The organism is Serratia symbiotica, assembly GCF_000821185.2.
Classification (GTDB): Bacteria; Pseudomonadota; Gammaproteobacteria; order Enterobacterales; family Enterobacteriaceae; genus Serratia; species Serratia symbiotica.
Map to the genome: position 1 here is coordinate 1,079,053 of NZ_CP050855.1, position 22,943 is coordinate 1,101,995.

A 22,943-nucleotide genomic window follows, 5' to 3' on the forward strand; every position below is an offset into this window, starting at 1 on the left:
CTAAAACGTGCTACGCCGATCTCTGTTTCATTCATTATCGGCTATTTTGCCACAATTTCTTGGTTGGCAGTGCTCAGAAAACCAGCAGATGATATTATTTAACGCCTATTTTTATTGCACTGAGCTAATTTTTTTCGCGTACTATCGATCCAACTACCTGTTGGTTCAGCCATGAGGGGTAAGGGGATGCATGAAATAGCAAAACGCACGGCGGTGGGCGCGTTGCTACTGCTGATAATGCCGATGATGCTTTGGGTATCTGGCTGGCATTGGTGCCCCGGCAGTAATGAAATGCTGCTGAAAGGGCTGTACTGGGTTACTGCGACCGTGACGTCACCATGGGGATCCCTCACTAGCATTCTCCTCAGCGCCTGGTTCCTGTGGTGCCTACGCTTATGCCCCAAGGCAGCCATCGGGCTGGTAATGTTGCTTTCCGCTGCGATGTTAATCGGTCAGGGCATAAAATCGATGATCAAGGATCGGGTGCAAGAACCCCGGCCATTTGTCGTTTGGCTTGAACAGAATCACGGCGTTGATGAAAAATACTTTTATTCGTTACATAGCAAACAGCGTAGCGCATTAGTGGCGGAGTTGTCGCAGGGGCAAAATCTGGTGCCAATTTGGTTGAGCAAGCATTGGCAGTTTGAAACCGGTTTTGCCTTCCCATCAGGGCATACCTTGTTCGCTGCTACCTGGGCGCTGCTGGGTGTTGGGTTATTGTGGCCGCGCCGCCACTACAAAACCGTAGTGCTACTGATGCTATGGGCAGCAGGTGTTATGGGTAGCCGTCTAATGCTGGGTATGCATTGGTCACGCGATTTAGTCATGGCTACGTTGATCAGTTGGCTACTGGTGACGCTCACCTGCTGGCTGGCACAGCGGTGGTACGGATTATTGATGCCGCCACAAGGGCAGCAGGGCTTGACGGTAGGTAAATCACAAAAATGATTAAGTAATGACGTTGTCACCTACATCAGCGGCTCGCGAATGAGCCGCATTAATCGCTGGTGTCGCCATGCCATTAGCCATTTGTTTGGTTACCCTCACAACCTGATAAATCCGCTATTTTGAGCAGCTTCCGGGGTAATTTGTGCGACGAAAATGCGAGCAAATGTGTGGTCTTATCGTGCCGCAGGGTTTCCCAGCCACGATGGGAAATGCTAACTTAATAGTTAGGGACGCCACATATTGGCATAGTTCATCTGATTAACTCGGCTTTATGGGAAAGAATGTGAAATACTTGCTGATTTTTTTATTTATTTTGGTGATTTTCGTGATTTCGGCCACCTTCGGTGCACATAACGATCAGGTAGTGACTTTTAACTACTTAATTGCCCAAGGTGACTATCAAGTTTCAACCTTGTTGGCTGTGCTGTTTGGTGCCGGTTTTATCCTGGGATGGATCATTTGCGGCCTTTTCTATCTGCGTACCCGCATTGCCCTGGGGCGCGCCGAACGCAAGATTAAAAGGCTGACGCTGCAACTTGAACAGCCTGCTGAACCAGTGGTTCAGCCCATCGTCAACAAGGAATGAGCCTCAATGCTAGAACTGCTGTTTCTATTGCTGCCCGTGGCTGCCGCGTATGGTTGGTACATGGGGCGCAGAAGTGCTCAGCAGGATAAACAACAGGAGGCCAACCGCCTATCGCGTGAGTATGTTGCCGGGGTTAACTTCTTGCTTTCCAATCAGCAAGATAAGGCGGTCGATCTGTTTCTTGATATGTTGAAAGAGGACAGCAATACCGTTGAAGCTCATCTGACGTTGGGTAACCTGTTTCGTTCGCGTGGTGAAGTTGACCGCGCTATCCGCATCCATCAGGCACTGATGGAAAGCTCGTCACTGACATTCGAACAACGCCTGCTGGCGGTGCAACAACTGGGTCGCGATTACATGTCAGCCGGTATGTATGACCGCGCGGAGGACATGTTCAGCCAACTGATTGACGAAGAAGATTTCCGCATCTCGGCTCTACAGCAACTGCTAGTGATCCATCAGGCCACCAGTGATTGGATGAAAGCGATTGACGTGGCGGAAAAGCTGGTCAAGCTAGGTATGGATAAGCAGCATATTGAGATCGCTCATTTTTACTGCGAACTGGCATTGCAGGCGGTGAGTAGTGACGATCTCGATAAAGCGATGTCCCTACTAAAGCGTGCCGCCTCGGCAGATAAGCAATGCGCCCGCGTCTCCATCATGTTTGGTCGCATTTATATGGCGCAACACGATTACGCCAAAGCGATAGAATCGCTGCAACGGGTGCTGAGCCAAGATAAGGAATTGGTTAGCGAGACGTTGCCGATGCTGCACCAATGCTACCAGTATTGGCCGGATCAGCAGCAGGTTTGGACCGCTTTCCTTAAACGTTGTGTGGAGGAGAATTGCGGTGCAACTGCTGAACTGATGCTAGCAGAGATTATCGAACAGTATGAAGGGTGCGATGTGGTGCAGGCGTATATCAACCGACAATTGCAGCGTCATCCTACCATGCGTGTATTCTATAGGTTGATGGATTATCATTTGGCGGACGCCGAAGATGGGCGGGCAAAGGAGAGTTTGCTGCTGCTACGTGACATGGTCGGCGAGCAGATACGCACCAAACCACGTTATCGCTGCCATAAATGCGGCTTTACCGCCCATTCGCTCTATTGGCACTGCCCATCGTGCCGGAGCTGGGCGTCGGTCAAACCGATACGTGGCCTTGATGGTCAGTAGCCGTAGACAAAATCTCCACTCAATTGGAATTGTTGACGCTGCTAACCTTGTTCAGGATCGGCATGATAACCAGTGATGACTGGAGCAGTTATCATACGGTTTCGTTTACGTCATTTATGAGTATGTCATACTACGAGGCAGTAGCAGCCTCGTGCCGCACCACAATTTTATTGGTGTTGAACACCACACTTCCTTAATTATTGAGTAAAAGTGATAATAATTTTATATCATAGATTTTTCTCTTAAAATTTAAGTACTGATTTGACGAACAATCGTTAGAGACTTCTTTTAATTCGCGAATCGATGTATTCGGCTGTGAATTAACACCAAGACATGTGAAACTCAGAGGTACCGGTGGTTGGGTTCCATTAATAACCATATTCATAACCCCTAAGGGGGTATCCATATTGGCGTAATTTTCTGTAGAGGTTGTATCTTGGTCAAAAGAATGGTTATACCCTTCATTACGTATCCATCGAGAGTTCCAGAACGATTGCGTAAATAGGGCGGAAATATGATCATTGTAATACTGACGTAACATATCACCATTAAGTTCTGCATAAGCAATTATTCTGTCATGGCTAAAACCTTCTCGAGCCACAAACTCTCCCATGTGGGTATAATCGTTTATAAGCCTCGTCAGACGTTCTCGCCTTAGCGAATTTTCAGGAGATAAATTTCGTGCATTGATTAATGATTCATCAACACTAAAAAAGTTAGATGCTGGCCTTATTTCATATATATATGTAACAAACTCCTTAGAAAATGGCTCCTCACTGTTCGGCCGAGCCAATGAAGCCGCATGCATTACTGCTGTTCTTAAGCTTGATGTGGTAGAAACAAAATTAGATCTTCTGCCTTCTAGTGACTCCCCTTCGAAATGGTGTGTGAGATCATCATCTGGTTGTCCCTCTTCCCATGGATACATCCCCCCTGAAATATTTATTTTTGAAAGATCACGGTCATCTACTCTGTAAACAATATGAAAAGGATTTACAGACCATGCTATAAAACTAATAAACAAGAGTGGAATCAAGATGATTATTTTTTTCATTTATTCCCCACTTATATATAATTAACCAATAAGTACAGTTTTATCCTGGCTCAGTGATTACAGAAGTTAGGCCTACAGCATACTTGTTATATTGTGGTTACTATTTTTATAACAATTAAACAAACCATTATGGGATGCTAAAAATAATTAAATTTATAAAAATAGATGTCATTTAATAATCACGATATAATTGTTATTTTTTACTTCCTTGTCATTTTGGCCAGTTTGGATAATTCTCAATCCCCAATATCTCAGATTGGTCGTTAGGGGATACACAAACATCAACTTGATCCTTAAATAATCGTGATTGACTGGCTATATTAAACATGTTTGTAATAAACCCATCTCCGCGACCATTGGCTCCAGATGTACTGAAATAATAAGCATCGCTTCCGTTAATATTCATTTTGATGTGTAGCGTCGGCCAAGTATTATCTTTTGCATGACTTATCCCAACTTGTGTAATAAATCCTGTTCTTATCACCCCGTTATTGGCATAACAAATTTGATGAAGGTTTACATTGGACGCATTTGCCATGATAGGCATCATCATGATAATTATAAACAGTTTAATATTCATACTTAAGTATCCATTATAAGGAAAACAGGTATGAGAACCCTTCTTGGATAGGGAAGTATTCACCAAAAGAAGGAATATCTATAGCATATTTGACTCTACTCCTTATTACTAATATCGCCAACCCCTAATGTAAATGATAGACACAATTGGACTTTGAAAGTGACGAAAAAAATGCCACCAAGTGGTCATTCTAAGTGGCTAAAACAAACCAGACGGCTTACACCGCAGATTGCCATTTCTCGCCATCTGATTTACGACAGTCAAATTACCTATAACCATTTTGATTGCTTAACCATCATCGTGGTTAAGTTACTCCTAAACTCTAATTCTCCCATTGGCCCAACATAAGTTATTGGTTATTCAAAAGTACTTAACGTACGTTTTGTACGGTGAGGTTCCAGCCCCCTCAACACCGCGCCTAAACCGGCTGGGCGACGACGGTTTTTTTCCGTCTTCAGCACTCACATTCTTTTTTCTTTTAGACGCTATACTTGAGTAGAATACTGTTTATATACGCAGTAATTTGATGCTACAACGAAATTCATCCACTGTCAATATCTGAGGTGCACCGTATCAAGATTACACTTAAAATAATAATATTTATCAATAAAAATAAATTTTTGCTGTGAAGCAGCACTCAAATGAAAGGTCGCAGCCGTTGCCACATCGTTGTTGACCGTCGCCGGATGCACCCTCGTCCTGAACGCCACACGGCTCACCAATGCGTCTGATGATGGGTTCGGCCCTAACTTTACGACGAGAAAATTAACGGCAGTTTTTGGGAATAGTGAAGTCATGCTGAAATGTGAGAATAATCAGTTTTGACGGGTTAATAGGGAGTTTATAGCATGAGATATGATTCCCTTTCCTTTGACGAATTTCTGATAGGGTGATCCATAATATGACTATGCTGCGGAGATGAAATGGGCCAGAGAATAATGTTATACCCCTGAATTCAAAAGAAGGGCAATACCTTCTTTGCAAAATGGCTTCTGATCGCAGGGTGTTTCCGGGTCAGGGTGCTTTGAGGGGATAGAGCCAAGAGAAACATTGGAAACAGCACTTAGGAGGGTAGTGAGAGAAGAGCTGGAGATAATGAAATCACTTCTGCCTAGAAAGGATTGACTTGACGCCCCCTGTAGAACCTTCTCTACCGTTCATAAACTGTGCCATATAATGGCTAACGCAGGTTGCGGCTGGGATCCAAGCGGGCTGGCATGTAGAATGCGGCGTTCAGTCTGGCGGGTGACTATCTGATAATATCCTTTTTACAGAAGGCAGAAGAAATGAATTCTGAGAATAAAATCAAAAATACTGGCTTAAAATCATCGCCAATCGTCGTCGCATTGGATTACGCAAACAAGGACACTGCGCTGGCGTTTGCTGACCGTATCGATCCAAAGGATTGCCGACTAAAAGTAGGTAAAGAGATGTTTACCTTGTTTGGGCCGCAACTGGTGCGTGATCTGCATGCGCGCGGTTTTGACGTTTTCCTCGACTTGAAATTTCATGATATTCCCAATACTACCGCGCAGGCGGTGGCGGCAGCGGCTGAGCTGGGCGTTTGGATGGTCAACATCCACGCCAGCGGCGGCGCGCGCATGATGGCTGCCGCCAAAGAAGCACTGTTGCCCTATGGTGCTGATGCACCGATATTGGTTGCCGTCACCGTGCTGACCAGCATGGAGCAGGATGATCTGCACGGTATTGGGATTGACGTTAGCCCAGCAGAGCATGCTGAGCGCCTGGCGTGTCTGGCACACAGTTGCGGGCTTGACGGTGTGGTATGTTCCGCCCATGAAGCGCAGCGGCTGAAGGCGGCTTGCGGTCGGGCATTTCAACTGGTCACACCGGGAATCCGGCCGGCTGGTAGCGCTGCTGGCGATCAACGCCGCATTATGACGCCAGTGCAGGCGCTGGCGGCGGGCGTTGATTATATGGTGATCGGCCGTCCGATTATGCAATCTGTCGATCCGGCTGCGACTTTACGCGCCATTCGCGCTTCGCTGGCCTGAGGATAAGCTGATGAACGATGATAACAGCCGCCTGGTGTACTCCACCGACAGCGGGCGAATCAAGCAGCAAGAAGTGAAATCACCGCGCACCAAGGGCGATGGCATAGTGCGCATTCAGCGTCAAACCAGTGGGCGCAAGGGGAAGGGCGTGTGCCTGATTACCGGTGTTGGCCTGGATGACGCCGCTTTGGACAAACTGGCGGCTGAACTGAAAAAGAAATGCGGCTGCGGGGGGGCGGTCAAAGATGGCGTGATTGAAATCCAGGGTGACAAACGTGACCTTCTCAAGCAACTGTTGGTAGCTAAAGGCATGCAGGTAACACTGGTGGGGGGGTAGTTCGAAATTTTTTCTCGTGCTCTCGCGTCATTTACGGTAGCGAATATCCTGATCCTGTTTATTTTTAATGTTTCACAAGTGATGCCTCTAATTGGTTGAGTCTGGGGACAATACGGGTTTTTAAGGTTTCTCATAGCCAGCGTTAATTTCATTGTCCCCGTTGTGATCTTGCTCTGGTTTACCGTCATGATCAGAACCCTAAAGGCCAGGAGCGCTTTCGCTGTCGTGTGTGCCGGTGTGTATTCCAGCTAACAGGTGAAATCATGTTAGTCGGGTATGCCCTAGTCTCAACCGATGAACAGAATCTGAATTTGCAGCGGGATGCGCTTCAGGCGGCAGGGTGCGAAAAAATATTTGAAGACCAGATCAGTGGAGCCAAAGCTAAACGTCCGGGGCTTCAGGCTGTACTTCAGTTTGCCGGTCTTGGAGATACCCTGATGATCTGGCGGCTGGATCGCCTGAGTCGTTCGCTGAAAGACCTGATTGACATGGTTATTGAACAGTATCGGTTTAAAAAGCCTTAAGGGATCCGTTGACACATTTCCAGTTCCGGGATGCTGATATTTCATCTGTTTGGTGCGCAGGCTGAATTTGAACGCAACCTGACGTGCGCGAGAACGCAGGTAGGCATTCAGGCTGCTCGTGCCAGAGGAAGAAAAGGTGGAAGACCAAAAGCGCTAAACAAAGATGAGCAGGCTCTGGCTGTACAACTTTTATGATGAAAATATATAAATGGTGTTTTCATGATATTACGTTTCACACGGGGATGGGTTGTCTGCAGCAGGACAGTTTTATCTTCTGGCTGCCTGAAAAACAGGTAGCATAGATTTTTTTGATTTTTCTCTGTTAATGTGACAGTGCTTTAGGTTGTCCATCATACTTCTTCGCAAACCAGAAGGGGCAAAGAACACCGGCGATGTTCATCGCCGGTATTGGATGTGTTCCCGAAAGAACGCCTGATGTTAGTGTGCCGGACGGACAATCACGCTGCGGGTTTCCATGCGTACTTCGGCGATGGTGACTTGTAGGGCATCGCTTTGGCGATAAGCCACTTCGCCCTTGATTTGCACGGTGCCGGTTTCTTGGCTGCACTGTATCTCATCACGCACTGCATGAATGAACGGCGCAGGGATAAAGGCAACGGCACCGTTGTCCAGCAGACGCACACGCATGCCACCGCGCGTAACATCGATGATTTCCGCCGTGAAGCGCTGATCAGTACCCGCCTTATCGTGCAGATAGCGGGCGTACAGCCAATCGCCGACATCGCGTTCTGCCATGCGATTTAAGCGACGGCGTTCAGCCATCTGCACGGTAACCTCATCTTGCGGCTTTTCTGCCGGCTGTTGGGTGATGATCGCTTTCAGCAAGCGGTGGTTGATCATATCGCCGTATTTACGGATCGGTGAAGTCCAGGTGGCATAAGCTTCCAGACCTAAACCAAAGTGCGGCCCTGGGGTGGTGCTGATTTCCGCGAAAGTCTGAAAACGACGGATGCGGCTGTCGAGGAACTGGGTAGGCTGCGAATCCAAGTGGCGGCGCAATTCGCAGAAACCTTCAAGGTCTAGCAGTTTCTCGGCGTTGGCCTCCACGCCGTTGGCTTGTAGCACGCTAACCGCCTGTTCGACCAGCAGCGGATCGAAACCGGTATGCACGTTATACACCCCGAAGCCCAGATGATCACGAAGTACCTTGGCAGCGCAGACGTTGGCAGCGATCATGCATTCTTCAACGATGCGGTTGGCGCTGCGGCGTTGTTCGGTAATGATTTCCAGCACATCGCCTTTCTCACCCAGCACAAAGCGGTAGTCAGGGCGATCCTTGAAAACCAACGCATGCTGATGACGCCAACTGCTGCGTGCATCGCAAACGCGTTTCAGTAAGGTGAGCTGTTGCGCGATGGTCTCGCTTGGCGGTTGCCAACCCGCGATACCTTCCAACCAGTCAGAGACTTCATCGTAAACCAGCTTGGCCTTCGATTCGATCTTGGCGGCGAAGAATTGAATGTCGTTGCCCAACATGCCGTCAGCACCGATAGTTACGCGGCAGGCCAACACCTGACGGCATTCATTCGGGCGCAGCGAGCATAGGTTATCGGACAGATCGCGCGGCAACATTGGGATGTTGAAGCCTGGCAGATAATTGGTGAAGGCGCGCACGCGGGCGATATCGTCCAGCGCGCTACCTTGCTCGACGTAGGCGGTCGGGTCGGCGATAGCGACAGTCAGTTGTAGTGAACCATCACCGTTGTCCACAACGAACAGTGCATCGTCCATGTCTTGGGTGCTGGCGCTATCGATGGTGACAAAATCCAGCGCGGTCAGGTCTTCACGCGCCAGCGCGGTTTCCTGTTCGCTGATGCTGGCCATCTCCGGTGCTTCTTTTTCGAGGTTGTGGCGTGCCAGGGTCACCCACCATGGTGCAAAATGGTCTTCGGCATCGGTAATGAAATGGGTCAAATCGGCATTGAAGCCGCGATCGCCTTTCAGTGGGTGACGACGCATTTCCGCCACTGCCCAGTCACCGGGCTGGAAGGTGTGAGTTAACGTACGCACTGGGTGACACTGAATCGCCTCTTTCAGTAATGGATGGTTGGGCACGATAGACAGTCGGTTATCACGTTTCTGCACGCGTCCAACAAAGCGCGACAAGAATGGCTCTACCAGGTTTTCCGGTTCAGCGAATTCGCGTTCTTTCTCGGTATGTAGCGTGGCGATCACGCGATCGCCGTGCATGACTTTCTTCATGTAGGGCGGGGGAATGAAATAGCTTTTTTGACTGTCGATCTCAAGAAAGCCAAAGCCTTTATCAGTGCCTTTTACTACGCCTTCAACGCGTGGGGTCTGAGAGTGAAGTTGCTGTTTAAGCTGCGCCAGCAGCGGATTATTTTGAAGCATATCGTCCAGTGAATGGGTTGTGAGTGGCAATATTACGGCAGACAGTTTTACGCTAATCACCCGCTGCGGGCAAGCCTAACATCAGGGTTTTGCGGTAGTAGTGCGCAATATCAGCTCCCCTGTTTGGTTGGTAGGCATTTTAGGCGCACGACAGAGAGTACCTACCCTTCGTTAGCGATTCGATTCATCCATGCCGATGCCATTTCTCCATTTTCAGGTTTATCGTCCTCTGCTGTCTGAGAACGTTGTTTCCCCCAATGTCTGCCGCAGGCGATTCTCCCAGGCGTAGAACGCCCCGGTAAGGATCACATCCAATGCTTGTGCTTGATTGAGTCCACTGCTAAACAGCGGCTGTACGCTCTGCGAGGTGAATTGCTCCGGTGTATGTGTCAGGTCTGCGACTACGCGGATCACCGCCTGGCTGGCCGGGTTACTCGCTTTTGCCAGTCCTTGAGTCAGGGTGGCGAACAGCGCATTTACCAGCCCCGCGTCTTGAATATCCTGCGCTACAGCAGCAGCACAGTAGCGGCTGCCGTTAATGCGTGATACCGCCAGCGTGGCCAGCGCTTTCAATTGGGCGGGCAACCCGCCATCCTTGGCGTTGATGTTGATGAATACGCCATTGCGCTCGCGCAGTGCAGAGGCATCATGCGCCAGCAATAGGTAGTAAGACTCTGAGTGCACCTGAGGAGGGCTATGATCCAACACCTGACGTTGCTCGGCGCTGGCCTCATCTACGGTGACTACCGGTAGTCGTGATTGCCACGCCAGTTCCCGGTCTGTAAAAGCGATGCCCTCGGCGTCTGCACTATAAGGGAAGCTTGGAACCGATACGGTCGGCCGCCCAGCCAAGGCGGCCACGCCAGCCACCACCCGCGCCTGATAGCTGACAAAGCCGATGATCTGCGAAAAGGTGACGATATCTACCGGGCTTAACCCGACATTGCCAAGTTGTTGCAACGCTTTGTGGCAGATTAGCATAGGTTGGCTGGCGAGTTGACGGGCGTACTGGGTAATTTGGGCGAGGCGGATATTGCTTTCTCTTGAGGCATCTGAGCTGTGCAACGGGGCGAGGCGGGCGGCGTAGTGGCTACAGAGATATTGCACACCTGTCACCTGTGCGACAGTCAGCGCGGTGCTGAGACGATCATAGAGTGACAATGTCACCGAATGTGAAAGGATCACCTTATCTGGGAATAATACGTGATAACTGGCGAGCGATGCGCTAAAGACCCCGTTGCGTAATCTAAGCGCAGTGTTCAACGCTTCGTCAGCAAAGGCACCCAGCCCCAAGAGGAATCGATCGCGGAGGGTGGCCGCTTGCGGCTCCAGCGGGGTTGCACCGCTCATGCTACTCTGGGTTTCGTGATACCACTGGAGGTTATGTTGTTGACGGCGTAGTTCCATAGGGGCAATCCTTAATCATCGGCAACAGCCACCGTTGCAAACAGTAACGGTAACCAGGTAGAAAGGCAAAAACAGAGTCAATGAGATCCATTGCGGGTCAGGATGTGGCCATAAGCGGCTAAAACGGGCAGAAACAACGCAGAGCGGTGATTGTAGTGGCAATTCATCAGCGTGGTACCTGTTGTTATAGAAACTCAACGTAGTAGATATCCTCACCGATCATATTAGCGAGATAAAATAATGTTACGTACTAATAAATAACTGGAGAGAATAAAATATAATGACATCTAAGAAAAAATAATTTGTATTTGAGCTTGTTAGCCAATCTATAGCGACAAAAACCGCCGCCGGTTTTCTAAGTGGCGCATGCTGAAGGCCACCGTCAGTACTGGACTCCCTCACGCCTCCGGCCATCAGCGGTCAATGCTTCGCCAAAGTGGCTGGTGATCAGCCGCTTGGTTAACTCATGCAGTGGTGCTGCTAGTACTTCCGCTGTGCTACCGCGTTCAACGATCTCCCCTGCGTGCATCACCATGACTTGATCGCTAATATGCTTCATCATACCCAGGTGTTGGGTTACATAAATATATGAAATACCATAATTTTCTTGCAGCTCTAGCATCAAGTTGATGATCTGCGAGCGCATCGACATATCCAACGACGCCAGTGCTTCGTCGGCGATGATCACTTTGGGTTGCAGGATCAACGCGCGCGCCAGCGCGACGCGCTGCTTCTGACCAGAAGCCAGCATATGCGGGTAGTAATAAGCATGGTCTGGCAGCATGCCAACCTGACGCAACGTCTGGTTGATGCGTTGCTGGCGATCCGTTGTCTCTAGGTCAGTATTCAGGCGTAGCGGGGCGTCCAGTAACTGACCGACACGCTGCCGTGGATTGAGCGAGGTACTTGAGTCTTGAAAAATCATGCGGATACGCTGGCTGCGATAACGGTAATCGCCATATTTCAGTGGGTGGTTGCCAATCAGGAGTTCGCCAGCAGAGGGTTCCACCATACCGGACAACATTTTGGCCAACGTCGATTTACCCGAACCGTTCTCTCCGATGATCGCCAGTGTTTGACGTTCGCGCAGGGTAAAACTGACCGATTTCACTGCCTCAACGTGTTGGCGGCGAAACAGCCCGCTACGATAGCGATAGGTTTTGCTCAGGTTGCGCACTTGCAACAACGTTTCCACGTTATTGCCCCTCCATGTTGAGTGGGAAATGGCAGGCGAAGAAGTGGTTTTTAACCGAACGTAGGCGCGGCGTTTCAATACATTTCTTCTGTGCATAGGGGCAACGCGGCCCTAGACGGCAGCCAATCGGCAGATGTTCCAACGGAGGGATAGCACCTGGCAAAGTATTCAGCCGACTTTTATGCGGCAATGAGCGGCCAAAATCTGGCATGGCGCGGATCAGTGCCTGGGTGTAAGGGTGGTGTGGGGCGGCCAGCAGATCTTCACACTGTGCGCTCTCCACTGTCTGGCCGCAGTACAATACGTTCACCCGGTCGGCCCACTTGCTCATCATCTGCAAATCATGGCTGATCAGTAAAATGGTGGTGCTGTTGTTCTGATTAAGGCTCGCCAGCAGGCGGAAAATTTGCGCCTGGGTGGTCGGCTCCATGGCGTTGGTGGGTTCGTCGGCGATCAACAGACGCGGCTGATTGGCCAAGGCGATGGCGATCATGACCTTCTGGCATTCCCCCTCGGTCAGCTCGTAGGGAAAACAGCCCATAATATCGTGGTGATCTCTGATGCCGACGCGGTGCAGCAGCTCGATGACACGCTGTTTACGCCAGTTGAAGCGCTGCCACCAGCGGCCTTTATAAGTCCAGCCGGGGATTGCCTGTGTTATCTGGCGGCCGATGCTCTCGGAAGGATCAAGGCATGACTGTGGTTCTTGGAAAATCATCGACACATTGTGCCCAACCAGCTTGCGCCGTTCACGCGGCGTTAGCTGTAGCAGATCGATATCGTTGAAGCGCAGGCGATCGGCGGTAATGCGCCAGTTATCCTTGGTGACGCCGCAGATAGCCTTAGCGATCAGGCTTTTGCCCGAACCGGATTCCCCTACCAGGCCGCGTACTTCGCCTTCATTCAGCATTATACTGACGCGGTCAACCGCCTTGATCGGCCCATCGGGCGTCATAAACTCAATCGTCAGATTGCGGATATCGAGCAACGGCATTATTCCACTCCGGCATTGATTGCGCGACGCATACCGTCGCCCAATAGGTTAACCAGCAGCACGCTGATCAGGATCGCTGCACCGGGCAGCATAACGGTCCAGGGTGCCACATACACCAGCTCCAACGCGTCGCCGAGCATGACCCCCCATTCCGCTGAGGGAAGTTGTGCGCCGAGATCGAGGAAGCCCAACGCGGCGATGTCCAGGATCGCCATCGACAACGCGCGGGTAAACTCCGTTACCAATACGGCGGCGATATTCGGCATCACTGCGTACCACAGGATCTGCCGTGTGGACGCGCCGTCCAAGCGCACCGCCACCACATATTCTTTCTCCAACTCGTCGTGCACGGCGCTATAGATGGTGCGCCCCATACGTGGCAACTGTGTCAGCCATACCGCCAGTATGGCATGTTCGAGCTTGGGGCCGATAAAAGCGACCACCACTATCGCGAGTAGCAGCGAAGGGATCGACAGTAGGGTATCAAGGATATGGTTGAGCACCGCTGAACGCAGCCCGTGAGTGACACCAGCGAACACACCGATGATCATCCCGAAAAAGGCGGCAGCGAGTGTCGCGATCAGCGCCGAACCGAAAGTGGCGGCGGTGCCGTCCAGCAGACGGCTGAGAATATCACGTCCAAGGTCATCGGTTCCCAGAAAAAACGAGACATTACCATGATGCGACCATGAAGGTGGCAGCAATTGGTAGCCGAGGAATTGCTGATTCAGTGTGTAAGGTGCCAGCAGGCTACCGAACAGCGACAGCAGCAGTAGCGCGATCACGCCGTAAAAACCAACCATCGCCAGTGCATCGCCGTAAAATATTCGCCAGGTATAACGCAGCGGGCTGGGTATTTTCTTTTCGCGGTATACGTTATCGAGGAGCATACCATGCCTTATTTTTCAACGGTTTGGTAGCGGCGCTCAGAATTTCTGCCAACAGGTTGATGGTGATCACCAGGGTGCTGACCACCATCACGCCAGCGGAGATAGCCGCATAGTCCTGCTGACGCATGGCGATGATCAACCAGCGGCCTAAGCCCGGCCAACTGAATACCATTTCGGTGATCATAGCTAGCGTCAGCATGTTGGAGAACTGTAACCCTAGCTTGGGTATGATCGGCGGTAGCGCATTGTGCAGCACATGGCGGCGGATGATGGTTAAGCGCGACAGCCCACGGGTAGCCGCAGCTTTGATGTAGTTTTTGTTCAGAACGTCATCGGTGCTGATGCGCATCAGTCGTACCACCTCGGTAGTGGGAGCTACTGCCAACGCGGCGATCGGTAATATCATGTGACGCAACGCGCTGGCGACCATCTCAGACCGGTACGGCGAATCCGACAACCAGGCGTCGAGCAGTGCAAAACCGGTGATCGGTTGCACCTGATACAGCAGATTAAAGCGGCCAGAAATCGGTAGCCAGTTGAGATGTAATGAGAAGAAGAGTATCAGCAGCAGTGCCAACCAGAACACCGGTATCGAGAACCCCACTAGTGCGAAGGTACTGATGACGGTGTCCTGCCATTTGCCGCGCATCACCCCGGCGATAATGCCCAGCGGAATACCGATGAACAGTGACAGAGTAAAGGCCAGCAGGCACAGCGACATGGTTGCGGGAAACACTTCACGCAGTTGCTCGCTTATCGCCTGACCGTTGATGCTGGAGACGCCAAAATCCCAGTGCAGCAGGCTGACGAAATAAAACTGATAGGCATCCAGCATTGCTGCACCTTTTAGTGGGGCGTGCGGCGTAAAGTAGCTCAAGCTAAAACTGACCAGCGTCAGGAAAAACAGCGTGATCAGCAACAGCAAAATACGGCGCAAGGTAAAGATGATCACGGTTTGGACTCCTGCGCAGATTCTCGGTACACCCCAGCAAATGATGAGTTACCGAACGGACTGAGTACCAGCCCTTTGATATCGTAACGGTAGGCTTGTTGGCGTAGTGATGATGCCAGGGGCAACACGGGCAGTTGTTGTGCGAGAATTTTCTGCGCCTGGCGGTAGCTGTCGATGCGATGTGAAAGATGCTGCGACAACAGCGCGTTTTCAAGCACATCGTCAAAGCTAAGATTACACCAGTGAGCATAGTTGGTTTGCGAACGGATTGCTGCGCAGCTCAATAATGGCCGGAAGAAGCTGTCCGGATCGTTGCTATCGGTGGACCAGCCGGTGAGGGTTAAATCGTGGTTCATTGCCATCAATCGCACTTCTTGGAACCGTCCTTCAACCGGCACTATGGTGATGTTGACGCCGATCTGAGCCAGATCGGCCTGGATCAGCTCCGCCGTTTTCAGTGGGCTAGGGTTATAGGGCTGAGAGGCTATTGGTACCCACAGCTTTAGGTTCAGTTGTTCGATGCCAGCTTGTGTCAACATTGCGCGTGCTTTGGCTGGATCATATCCGCTGATGTGTGCGTCGTTGTCATAGGCCCAGGACGCGCGCGGCAGGATCGAAGCGGCGGTTTCCGCCGTGCCGTAGTAAATCGACTGCATCAGACGCGGATTGTTGATCGCCAGCGCAATTGCCTGGCGCACTTTCAGATTGTTCAGCGGCGGTTTGCGGGTGTTAAATGCCAGATAAGCGATGTTCATCCCAGGTCGCAATGTCAGGCGCAGACGCGGGTCATCGCGCAGAATAGAAAACTGGCTGGCGGCCGGGTAGGCCAGTACGTCGCATTCGCCTGTCAGCAGTTTGGACAACCGGCCATTGCCGCCAGCCCCTATATCGATGACCACCTGCCGCATGCGCGGCTGCCCCTTCCAGTAGACATCGTTACGTACCAGGCGGATATATTGCCCTAAACGATATTCATTGAGCAGGAAAGGCCCACTGCCAACTGGCTCGCGATCGATCATCTCTTGCCGCCCTTCATGCATCAGTTTATCGGCATACTCTGCCGATAGCACTGGCGCATAATGGGTCGCAAGGTGCCACAGGAACGAGGCATTGGGTGCCTGTAGGCGGATTTCGACGGTAGAGTCATCCAGCTTTTTTATGCTTTGTACGGAACCATCGAATTGCAGGCTATCGAAATAAGGGTATTCGCCACCGTTGACGTTATGGTAGGGGTGTTTCTGATCAAAAACGCGGGCGAAGCTGAACACCACATCATCGGTATTCAGATTGCGGGTCGGCTTGAACCAGGCGGTGGTTTGGAAAGGCACGTTTTTGCGCAGATGAAAACGGTAGGTCGCCCCGTTATCCAGCACTTCCCAGCTCTGTGCTAGCCCAGGGAGCAGCCGATAGGTATAGGGATCGACATCCAGCAGGCGGTCATACAGTTGAGCGGCCAGGGTATCGACCGTCAGGCCCCTCCTGGCTCTCTGCGGATTAAACGTGTGCAGTATGCCACTGACACAGTAGACAAAGCCGCTCTGGCGTATGTCCGGTAGCGGTGTTATGGCGGCGGGTGTCGGTGGTGTAGCCAGGCAGCTCAACGACAATATCCAACAGGGTAAACCACGCATAAAAGGCTTCATGGGTTAATCAGCAATAGCGTTAGTGTACCGCACTCTGACAATCTGCCCAATCCATTGAGCAAAATGGCTGAGTTTTCTTCTTCAGGCATGACACAATGCGTTTTCGCGTTTTAAATGGAGCCATTTTGGCGCACAGAAATGATACGCGGAAGAGGCTTAAACGCGCGCTGCTTCTGGCAGGCGTTTCAGATGATGCACCACTAATAGGGCAAGCAACAGCATGGCACTGATAAACGCCACCACGCCATACCAGCCGAAGCGGTGCCAGAACATACCGCCAAGCGTGCCAGCGACGCTCGATCCGGCATAATAACAAAACAGATAGAGCGAAGAAGCCTGGCCTTTGGCGCGGCGCGCACGGATGCCGACCCAACTGCTGGCTACCGAATGAGCAGCAAAGAAACCGGCACTGAACAGCATCAAGCCGATAAATATCACCGTCACGGGTGACAAAGCGCTGATCAGAATCCCGATCACCATAATGGTGATGGAGACCCATAGCACCGGGCCACGGCCAAAGCGCGAGGTCAGCATCCCCGCCTTGGGTGAGCTGTAGGTGCCGGTGAGGTATACCACCGATAGTAGGCCAACGATGGCTTGGCTGAAGTGATAAGGTTCGGTCAGCAGGCGATAACCAATGTAGTTGAACATAGTGACAAAACTGCCCATCAGCAGGAAACCCTCAGCAAACAGCAGTGGCATCCCCTTATCATGCCAATGCAGCTTGAAATTGATCAGCAGGGTACGCGGGCGCAGCGAACTGGCGCGGAAATGTCTGGAAGCAGGTAAAATGCGCCAAAACAGACCGGCGGCGGCCAAAGCGCACAGGCCGATCACCGCCAGCGCGATGCGCCAGGAGGAGAAGTCGGTCAGCACCCCGGTAATCAGACGGCCGCTCATGCCGCCAATCGAGTTGCCGCTGATATACAACCCCATTGAGAAGGCGACAAAGCTGGGGTGGATCTCTTCGTTCAAATAGGTCATGCCGACTGCCGCTACGCCGCTCAGTGACAAACCTATCAACGCACGCATCAGCAAAATGCCGTTCCAACTGGTCATAAAAGCGCAGATCAACGTACAGATCGCCGCCAGCAGTAATGCCACCACCATCACTGACTTGCGACCAATGGCATCGGACAATGGGCCGGTGAACATCAGGCCGATCGCCAACAGCCCGGTCGACACTGAAAGCGAAAGACTGCTTTGTGCCGGGGAAATGCCGAAGTCGTGCGATAACACTGGCAATATCGGCTGCACGCAGTATAGCAGCGCAAAGGTCGCCAGCCCGGCGGAGAACAACGCCAGAGTGACGCGCATAAATTGAGGTGTACCACGTTCAATGTAAGGAAGCTTGTTGAGGGTGGAACGTTTAACTTTTGGTGCAGCCGCCGCATCATTTTTAGCGACCAGCGTTGGCGGCATTACAGCCGCAGAACGCACAGGGGTTATCACAGCATTTCCTTAACCGAACATCGGGAGAGAGATAAACAGACACTGATGGATTAATGGAATAATAGGGAGAGGAACCTTTTTTGTCTAATAGATTAATAGACGTTTTAGCGATGAAGTTTAGCGGAAAATACGGTGGATTTGTGCAGTAAATCACATAACTAATCAAATAGTTGACGCTGGATGATAAAAAAATCACCATAGCCTTTAGTCTCTATTTACCAGCGCGAAAGAAAATAAGTAGGAGCTGATTTGTGAATGCTGTTGGGCAGCCTGGGTATATCGACCAAATCAAGCAGGCCAATGCGGGGGGCGTTTATCGGCTAATCGATCAGTTGGCTCCAATCTCACGCATCGAACTGTCAAAACGTGCGCATTTGGCCCCGGCTAGCATCACCAAGATCGTGCGCGAACTGCTGGAAGTGCATCTGGTCAAGGAAGTCGAGTGTCAGGACATCAGCAACCGTGGCCGCCCGGCGATTGGTTTGGCGCTGGCTCCCGAAGCTTGGCATTATCTTTCTGCCCGTATCAGCCGTGGCACCCTTACTTTGTCGCTGCGCGATCTCAGCAGCAAATTGGTGGTAGAAGAACATCTCCCCTTGGCTGCCGGACACTGCGACCCACTGTTGAAACGCATTCTCTGCGCAGTCGATCAATTCTTCATCCGCCACCAAAGTAAGCTTGAGCGGCTCACAGCGATCGCCATAACCTTGCTGGGCACTATCGACGTGGCATCTGGTGTAGTACACCACATGCCGTTTTACCCGGTACGGGATATGCCGCTTGGGCCGTCGCTAGAGGCTCACATTGGTCTGCCGGTCTATTTGCAGCACGACATCAGTGCTTGGACGATGGCGGAAGCGCTATTCGGCGCAGCACGTGGCAGTCAAAACGTCATTCAGATCGTCATTGATCATCATGTGGGGGCCGGGATTATCACTGGAGGCCACGTGCTGCACACTGGCCGTCACAGCCTAGTTGAGATCGGGCATATTCAGGTCGATCCCTATGGTAAGCGCTGTTACTGCGGCAATTACGGCTGCTTGGAAACTGTTGCCAGCATTGAAAACCTGCTGGAGATCGCTCAGCAGCGCCTTGGCGCGTCAATGAACTCTAGCCTGCACCGCTTGCCGTTGACCATTGAGTCGCTGTGCGATGCTGCTCTGGCGGGCGATCATCTGGCCCAAGATATTATCTTTGGCGTCGGCTATAGTCTGGGAGGTATTCTGGCGATGATGGTTAATCTGTTTAATCCAGAGAAGATCCTGCTGGGATCACCGCTGAATCGCGCAGCGGAAATTTTGCATCCGGCCATTGCTTCTTGCATTCGCCAGCGGTCGTTGCCAGCCTACAGCGAGCAGGTGCAGGTGGGGGCCACACAGTTCTCCAACCAAGGCACCATGCCCGGTGCGGCCCTGGTGAAGGAAGCATTGTACAACGGTTCATTGCTGGTGCAGCTATTGCAGGGATAACATCAAAATTTCTTATTATTCATAAAAATATTGAGCTGCCTCAAGCATCGACCTTGCTTCTTACCTAGAATTTTTGGTGCGATTTCATCGCCACGTGTATTGGCGAAATCTGGGATAACGGATCGTTCCGAAGCATTTCATCTATATTAAAGCGTTTATTTGTTACAGGAACGGATATCGATGTCGGTGAAACCATCGTTTCTCGCGCGTTGTTGCAGGCGTTGGCGGCGGACGGGCGCTCGGTGGCGGGTTAAAGCCAATCGCAGCGCGTTGCCAGGAAACCTATGAAGGTTTCCGCAAGAGAGATGCATTGATTTTACAGGCATCTTCAACCTTGCCACTGCTCTAGCACCAAATCAATCCCATCACCTGTTTGGATGAAGTGTTTGATGCACATACCGCCACTGACGTCAACTATGACCTGATGAGTGCTGGGCTAAGCGAACTGTCCGCAAAGGTGGACATGGTAGTGGTGGAGGGCAGCGACGGCTGGCGAGTGCTGATAAACGATCTGCACCCTTATTCCGAATGGGTGGTGCAAGAACAACTACCAGTAGTGTTAATCGTCGGCATTAAGCAGGGTTTCGTCAGCCATGCGTTGCTCACCGCCCAGTCGATTATCAACGATGGGTTAACACTGCTTGGCTGGGTAGCTAACCGTATCAATTCAGGGCTGGCACACTACGTTGCGACCATCTGCGCGTTTTAGCAACGTATCCCTGCACCATTGCTAGGTGAAGTGCCGAACAGCGCGAACTGGCACACTACCTCGACATCGCACTGCTTCTCAATCGCTAGGCACAATGATGATATGAAACAGTTCACCAATACTGTGCGGTTTAAGAAAGCAGAGGAAACCATTGCGTTCTGGCATACTGATTACTGTGTGTGCTTGGTATTTTGGCTGGCACCCGCCTGCGGCACTTCACTACTGTCATCGCCATTATTCAGGCGGATATAAACAATTTTTTGCGTGTCATTTTCGCAGTGACCAACCACTTGCCCGCTGGCTTGACTGACTTGGTCGTTAGGCACGATGTCCAGTTTGAAGCCGGACTCAGGTACGCCGTTATTAACGATTTTCTGCGAAATCTTCGCTTTTAAGCTTTCGCAGGAAGCCATAGCTACCAGCGGCGTGCTAGCTAGCAGTAGTGCAGCTAATACAAGCGTTTTCTTCATCATTTAGTCCTTATTTGATATGAACTACCTTGAGCACAATAGCATCAGCAGCAACGGAATTTAACCTTTGTCACTTTCCAGCAAGCCGCCCGCTTAAGGATTAATCCGATGCCCGGTCTGGCGATCCAGACATTTGCGGGTTTCCGGTTCCCAGTATGTGTTAACGTTGGTACTGCCGTTGCAGCGATCTTCATCATCTACTGCGCGATCGGCCTTGTCGAACTCTTTCTCAGCGCGGGTGTTCACCTTGTGACGAAGGGTTTGAGTCTCATTCCACTGTTCTTTGCTCTGGCGTGCCTCCTCCGCGCTCATCGCGCCGCTGCCTTTGCCATCAATAGTGATACAGGTGCTGCTCTGTGTGCAACTGGCGGCCAGCGCGGTTGTTTGCCAAGTTCCCATCAGAACCAGCATGGCGACTGCCAGTATTCCGTGCAAGCGCCGTTGGGTGGTGAGTGTTTTCATTGTTTCATCCTTATGAGTGAGTGTGGCCGTAGGGTGGCAAAACCAATGTTACCAGCCCACAGGCGTAGCGCAAATAGACCATTGAAGTTTTAGGCTGACCCCGCTAAGCGCTGTTTTGTTTAATTTAGAGAACTCGGTGCCGCCCACCAGATTGGGTTCAATAATTGATAGGCAGAGGGTATAGTGGCTAACAGCGAAATATTCCGCAGAATAATACTTTATGTTTGATTAATATCTTATTTTTTAAATAAAAATGAACGAATAAAGTCTTCATCGACACTGCGCCTGCTATTCTTAAACGATAGGTAAAAGAAAAGGAACGGCAAATGAGTAGACAATTCACCACAGCTATTCGTGGCGACTTTTTCGATATCGCTGCCTGCGTGGATCATCCACAACAGATTGCTGAACAACTGCGGCATATACCCGATGGCCTGATGCTATTGAACGAGGGACGCATTGTCTGGCACGGTAGTTGGCGGCAAGGTAAAACACTACTACCACCGGGGTTTGCTGTGACCGACTATCGCGGCAAGTTGATCGTGCCCGGCTTTATCGATATGCATATCCATTATCCACAAACTGAAATGATCGCTGCCTATGGTGAACAACTGCTGGAGTGGCTGGACAACTATACTTTCCCCACTGAAAGCCGATTTAGCTGCCAACAACATGCCAGCAAGATATCGGCATTCTTCCTACAACAGTTATTGAGCAACGGAACTACCACGGCGCTGGTATTCGGTACCGTGCACCCGCAATCGGTGGATGTGCTGTTTACGCAAGCGGCGGCGCTGAATATGCGCCTGATCGCTGGCAAAGTGATGATGGATCGCCATGCGCCGCCTGAACTGCTGGAGACACCCGAGCAAAGTTATCGTCAAACGCGCACGCTCATTGAACGCTGGCACGGCAAACAGCGTCTGAGCTACGCCATTACACCACGCTTTGCGCCCACTAGCACACCGGAATTATTGGCGCAGGTACAACGGCTGCTCAAGGAGTTTCCTGATGTCTATCTGCAAACTCATCTAAGCGAGGATCTGGAAGAGGTGAACTGGGTGAAGGCATTGTTCCCGGATAGCCGCGACTATCTGGATGTTTACCATAGCTACGGATTGACCGGCAGCAAAAGCGTATTTGCCCATTGCCTACATCTGGAGGAACAGGAGTGGGATTGCCTGAGCCAGACGCAGTCGGCAATCGCGTTTTGCCCAACCTCCAACCTGTTCCTCGGCAGCGGGTTATTCAACCTGCAAAAAGCTTGGCAGAAACAGGTGAAGTTAGGTATTGGTACCGATGTGGGCGCTGGCACCACCTTCAATATGCTGCAAACGCTAGGAGCGGCCTATAAGGTCAGCCAGTTGCAGCGCTACCGGCTCTCCGCTGGTGAGGCATTTTATCACGCTACTCTAGGTGGCGCGCATGCGTTGTCTCTGGATGACAAGATTGGTAACTTTAATGTCGGCAAAGAAGCGGATTTTGTGGTGCTGAATCAGGCGGTATCGCCGCTACAGAAGCTGCGCTGTGATAACAGCAACTCATTGGCAGACCAACTGTTTATGCTGATGATATTGGGAGATGACCGCAACATTTATCGCACCTATGTTGATGGTAGGGTGGTGTATCAAGTCGCCACAACTCACTAATAACCTATCCCATAAGGATTTAAGAAGGCGGCATATCTCATAGGGCTATGTGCTA

19 protein-coding genes and 4 pseudogenes are annotated in these 22,943 nt (G+C 51.1%); 11 read left to right on the forward strand and 12 right to left on the reverse strand.

Annotation, left to right across the window (positions count from 1 at the left end):
• The first annotated feature begins 186 nt into the window (after positions 1-186).
• The 3 genes from pgpB to lapB all read left to right on the forward strand — a co-directional run bounded on the left by pgpB (position 187) and on the right by lapB (position 2,713).
• The gene (pgpB, locus tag SYMBAF_RS05610) at positions 187-948 is read left to right on the forward strand and encodes a phosphatidylglycerophosphatase B (protein ID WP_040266071.1); all 762 of its coding nucleotides are present in this window, start codon (positions 187-189) and stop codon (positions 946-948) included.
• 283 nt (positions 949-1,231) lie between these two features.
• The gene (locus tag SYMBAF_RS05615) at positions 1,232-1,534 is read left to right on the forward strand and encodes a LapA family protein (protein WP_040266070.1); all 303 of its coding nucleotides are present in this window, start codon (positions 1,232-1,234) and stop codon (positions 1,532-1,534) included.
• A gap of 6 nt (positions 1,535-1,540) precedes the next feature.
• On the forward strand, positions 1,541-2,713 hold the full coding sequence (gene lapB, locus SYMBAF_RS05620) for a lipopolysaccharide assembly protein LapB (RefSeq protein ID WP_040266069.1): 1,173 nt from the start codon (positions 1,541-1,543) through the stop codon (positions 2,711-2,713).
• A 193-nt stretch (positions 2,714-2,906) separates the two neighbouring features.
• On the opposite strand, the gene SYMBAF_RS05625 is transcribed toward lapB, so the two are convergent.
• Positions 2,907-3,767 carry an enterotoxin A family protein gene (locus SYMBAF_RS05625; RefSeq protein WP_152609153.1) on the reverse strand — a complete coding sequence of 287 codons (861 nt, stop codon included), beginning with the start codon at positions 3,765-3,767 and terminating at the stop codon, positions 2,907-2,909.
• Positions 3,768-3,978: 211 nt separating this feature from the next.
• Positions 3,979-4,347 carry a hypothetical protein gene (locus SYMBAF_RS05630; protein ID WP_040266068.1) on the reverse strand — a complete coding sequence of 123 codons (369 nt, stop codon included), beginning with the start codon at positions 4,345-4,347 and terminating at the stop codon, positions 3,979-3,981.
• Positions 4,348-5,290: 943 nt separating this feature from the next.
• Here SYMBAF_RS05630 and SYMBAF_RS17570 point away from each other — a divergent pair.
• The 5 genes and pseudogenes from SYMBAF_RS17570 to SYMBAF_RS05650 form a co-directional block, all read left to right on the forward strand.
• A pseudogene (locus tag SYMBAF_RS17570) lies at positions 5,291-5,436 on the forward strand (nucleoside triphosphatase NudI); the annotation flags it as partial.
• Between the two features lie 197 nt (positions 5,437-5,633).
• On the forward strand, positions 5,634-6,362 hold the full coding sequence (gene pyrF / locus SYMBAF_RS05635; RefSeq protein ID WP_040266067.1) for an orotidine-5'-phosphate decarboxylase: 729 nt from the start codon (positions 5,634-5,636) through the stop codon (positions 6,360-6,362).
• A gap of 10 nt (positions 6,363-6,372) precedes the next feature.
• On the forward strand, positions 6,373-6,699 hold the full coding sequence (gene yciH / locus SYMBAF_RS05640) for a stress response translation initiation inhibitor YciH (protein ID WP_040266066.1): 327 nt from the start codon (positions 6,373-6,375) through the stop codon (positions 6,697-6,699).
• Between the two features lie 149 nt (positions 6,700-6,848).
• A pseudogene (locus SYMBAF_RS05645) lies at positions 6,849-6,953 on the forward strand (IS1 family transposase); the annotation flags it as partial.
• Between the two features lie 9 nt (positions 6,954-6,962).
• A pseudogene (locus SYMBAF_RS05650) lies at positions 6,963-7,418 on the forward strand (recombinase family protein).
• Between the two features lie 243 nt (positions 7,419-7,661).
• Here SYMBAF_RS05650 and SYMBAF_RS05655 read toward each other — a convergent pair.
• The 8 genes from SYMBAF_RS05655 to SYMBAF_RS05690 form a co-directional block, all read right to left on the reverse strand.
• The gene (locus SYMBAF_RS05655; RefSeq protein ID WP_040266065.1) at positions 7,662-9,596 is read right to left on the reverse strand and encodes an exoribonuclease II; all 1,935 of its coding nucleotides are present in this window, start codon (positions 9,594-9,596) and stop codon (positions 7,662-7,664) included.
• Between the two features lie 219 nt (positions 9,597-9,815).
• The gene (locus tag SYMBAF_RS05660; RefSeq protein WP_040266064.1) at positions 9,816-11,003 is read right to left on the reverse strand and encodes a CMD domain-containing protein; all 1,188 of its coding nucleotides are present in this window, start codon (positions 11,001-11,003) and stop codon (positions 9,816-9,818) included.
• A gap of 382 nt (positions 11,004-11,385) precedes the next feature.
• Positions 11,386-12,198, reverse strand: a complete 813-nt coding sequence (sapF, locus tag SYMBAF_RS05665) for a putrescine export ABC transporter ATP-binding protein SapF (protein ID WP_040266063.1) — start codon at positions 12,196-12,198, stop codon at positions 11,386-11,388.
• A 1-nt stretch (position 12,199) separates the two neighbouring features.
• Positions 12,200-13,192: a putrescine export ABC transporter ATP-binding protein SapD gene (gene sapD / locus SYMBAF_RS05670; RefSeq protein WP_040266062.1), complete on the reverse strand. Its 993-nt coding sequence runs from the start codon at positions 13,190-13,192 to the stop codon at positions 12,200-12,202.
• Positions 13,192-14,082 (reverse strand): putrescine export ABC transporter permease SapC, encoded by an 891-nt coding sequence (sapC, locus tag SYMBAF_RS05675; RefSeq protein WP_040266061.1) that lies wholly within the window; start codon positions 14,080-14,082, stop codon positions 13,192-13,194. Before sapC ends, sapD begins: the two co-directional genes overlap by 1 nt.
• The gene (gene sapB / locus SYMBAF_RS05680; RefSeq protein WP_040266060.1) at positions 14,069-15,034 is read right to left on the reverse strand and encodes a putrescine export ABC transporter permease SapB; all 966 of its coding nucleotides are present in this window, start codon (positions 15,032-15,034) and stop codon (positions 14,069-14,071) included. The genes sapC and sapB overlap by 14 nt, the downstream gene beginning before the upstream one ends.
• Positions 15,031-16,665, reverse strand: a complete 1,635-nt coding sequence (sapA, locus tag SYMBAF_RS05685; RefSeq protein ID WP_040266059.1) for an ABC transporter substrate-binding protein SapA — start codon at positions 16,663-16,665, stop codon at positions 15,031-15,033. Before sapA ends, sapB begins: the two co-directional genes overlap by 4 nt.
• Positions 16,666-16,833: 168 nt before the next feature.
• On the reverse strand, positions 16,834-18,099 hold the full coding sequence (locus SYMBAF_RS05690; RefSeq protein WP_173424351.1) for an MFS transporter: 1,266 nt from the start codon (positions 18,097-18,099) through the stop codon (positions 16,834-16,836).
• A gap of 281 nt (positions 18,100-18,380) precedes the next feature.
• Between SYMBAF_RS05690 and mlc the strand changes: the two genes are divergently transcribed.
• Both mlc and bioD read left to right on the forward strand, forming a co-directional pair.
• Entirely contained in the window at positions 18,381-19,598 is a 1,218-nt protein-coding gene (gene mlc / locus SYMBAF_RS05695) for a sugar metabolism global transcriptional regulator Mlc (protein WP_040266057.1), read from the forward strand.
• A gap of 143 nt (positions 19,599-19,741) precedes the next feature.
• A pseudogene (gene bioD, locus SYMBAF_RS05700) lies at positions 19,742-20,396 on the forward strand (dethiobiotin synthase).
• A gap of 81 nt (positions 20,397-20,477) precedes the next feature.
• Here bioD and SYMBAF_RS05705 read toward each other — a convergent pair.
• Positions 20,478-20,777, reverse strand: a complete 300-nt coding sequence (locus SYMBAF_RS05705) for a DUF1161 domain-containing protein (RefSeq protein ID WP_040266056.1) — start codon at positions 20,775-20,777, stop codon at positions 20,478-20,480.
• 93 nt (positions 20,778-20,870) lie between these two features.
• Entirely contained in the window at positions 20,871-21,239 is a 369-nt protein-coding gene (locus SYMBAF_RS05710) for a DUF1283 family protein (protein WP_040266055.1), read from the reverse strand.
• A gap of 326 nt (positions 21,240-21,565) precedes the next feature.
• Here SYMBAF_RS05710 and guaD point away from each other — a divergent pair, with 326 nt between their 5' ends.
• On the forward strand, positions 21,566-22,888 hold the full coding sequence (gene guaD, locus SYMBAF_RS05715) for a guanine deaminase (RefSeq protein WP_040266054.1): 1,323 nt from the start codon (positions 21,566-21,568) through the stop codon (positions 22,886-22,888).
• Positions 22,889-22,943: the final 55 nt, after the last annotated feature.